Annotated in this window: 1 protein-coding gene; it reads right to left on the bottom strand. The window is 46.9% G+C overall.

The features are described 5' to 3' along the window. Positions 1 to 1,333: helicase-related protein (locus R7P35_RS24635; protein ID WP_318092975.1), on the bottom strand; the 1,333-nt coding region annotated here is incomplete at both ends.

Raw genomic sequence — 1,333 nt, 5'->3', positions numbered from 1 at the left:
AGATAGCTTTGAGGCTTTAAGTTGGCTGGTCAACGGCGTGCTGATGCCACATAAGAATCGGGCGATGGCTTCGTTACTGATTGCAGAAGGGGAAAGTTGGACAAACTCTGCAATCCAAGCGGAGGCGACTGCTGGTTCAGGTTGATCGTAAATCCGAGGTGGGAACACTGCTCTCTGTCCTCGACACACAGAACAATGACCGCAGTGAGCAGGGGCATTGTGGTCGGCAAAGTAACTGGCTAATTGATGACTTAAACAATCTGACGATTGGAATAACCCCAGCATGGCGTGAATTCGGTCGATGTCTTTGCGCTCTTTAGACTGGAACAGCTCGTACAGATGCTGCGTGATGTCTTCGATATTCTGTGTCTCAGGTAAGACGGAATACACATCGGTTAGCTGCTTGCTTTCTAGTTCAACCCAACCATTCTGATGAAAGTAATCCAGTGCAGCGACAACGCGGCTACGTTCCGAGTGATAATGCATCCAAAGAGCATCGAGATCGACTTGGCACCATACTTTCGCTTTGGTTGAACAAGTGAAAATGGCTTCTACAAACTCGCGTCGTTCTCCTTGGAATTGGTTAACGATGAATTGCTGATCTTGTAGGAATTTGAATCGATATTCGGCAAAGTAGCTAAACTTAGCTTCGATCACTTTCGCAAGCTCTAAATACACCAACAGCGTCTTGAGTGGTAACTGGCGGATATTGCTCTCGCGAGACAAACGTAGTGGCACGACTTCCCACTGAGGTTGGTGCTCTTTGATTTGACCCAATACATAACTAATCGAAGAGCGCTCAGGCGTGTCGCCAAACACAAAGTTTTCTAATACAGTTAGCCCAGAAGTATTGCCAAGCAGAATGCATTCAGAGCGTTGTCCGTCGCGTCCTGCTCGACCTATTTCTTGTGCATAGTTTTCAATGGATTTAGGTAGATCAAAGTGAATCACTCGGCGAATATCGGATTTGTCGACACCCATCCCAAAGGCAATCGTGGCCACAATGCAGTCAATTTGGCCCGCCATAAATTGCTGTTGTATTTGCTCACGAACTTCACTTTTCATTCCCGCGTGATACGCATGAGCGTTAACGCCAATGTGGATCAATGATTTAGCCACTTGCTCTGCAGTTTGCTGTTGCGTTACGTAAACGATGGTTGGCAGTTTAGGGGCTGCGGCGACAATCGTCTTGAGTTGCGTTTGCTTTTCGGACTCTTCGCAAGGGATGACTGAAATATCGAGGTTCGAACGGTAAAAGCCAGTTACAGTAATGTGGTCACTCGCAATATCGAATTTATTTTTCATGTCTTCAATAACGGCGGGCGTTGCTGTG

The organism is Vibrio sp. Vb0304 (genome assembly GCF_033338995.1).
Classification (GTDB): domain Bacteria; phylum Pseudomonadota; class Gammaproteobacteria; order Enterobacterales; family Vibrionaceae; genus Vibrio; species Vibrio alginolyticus.
The sequence above is the reverse complement of the archived record's forward strand: the minus strand, read 5'-3'. Positions and strand labels throughout refer to the sequence as shown.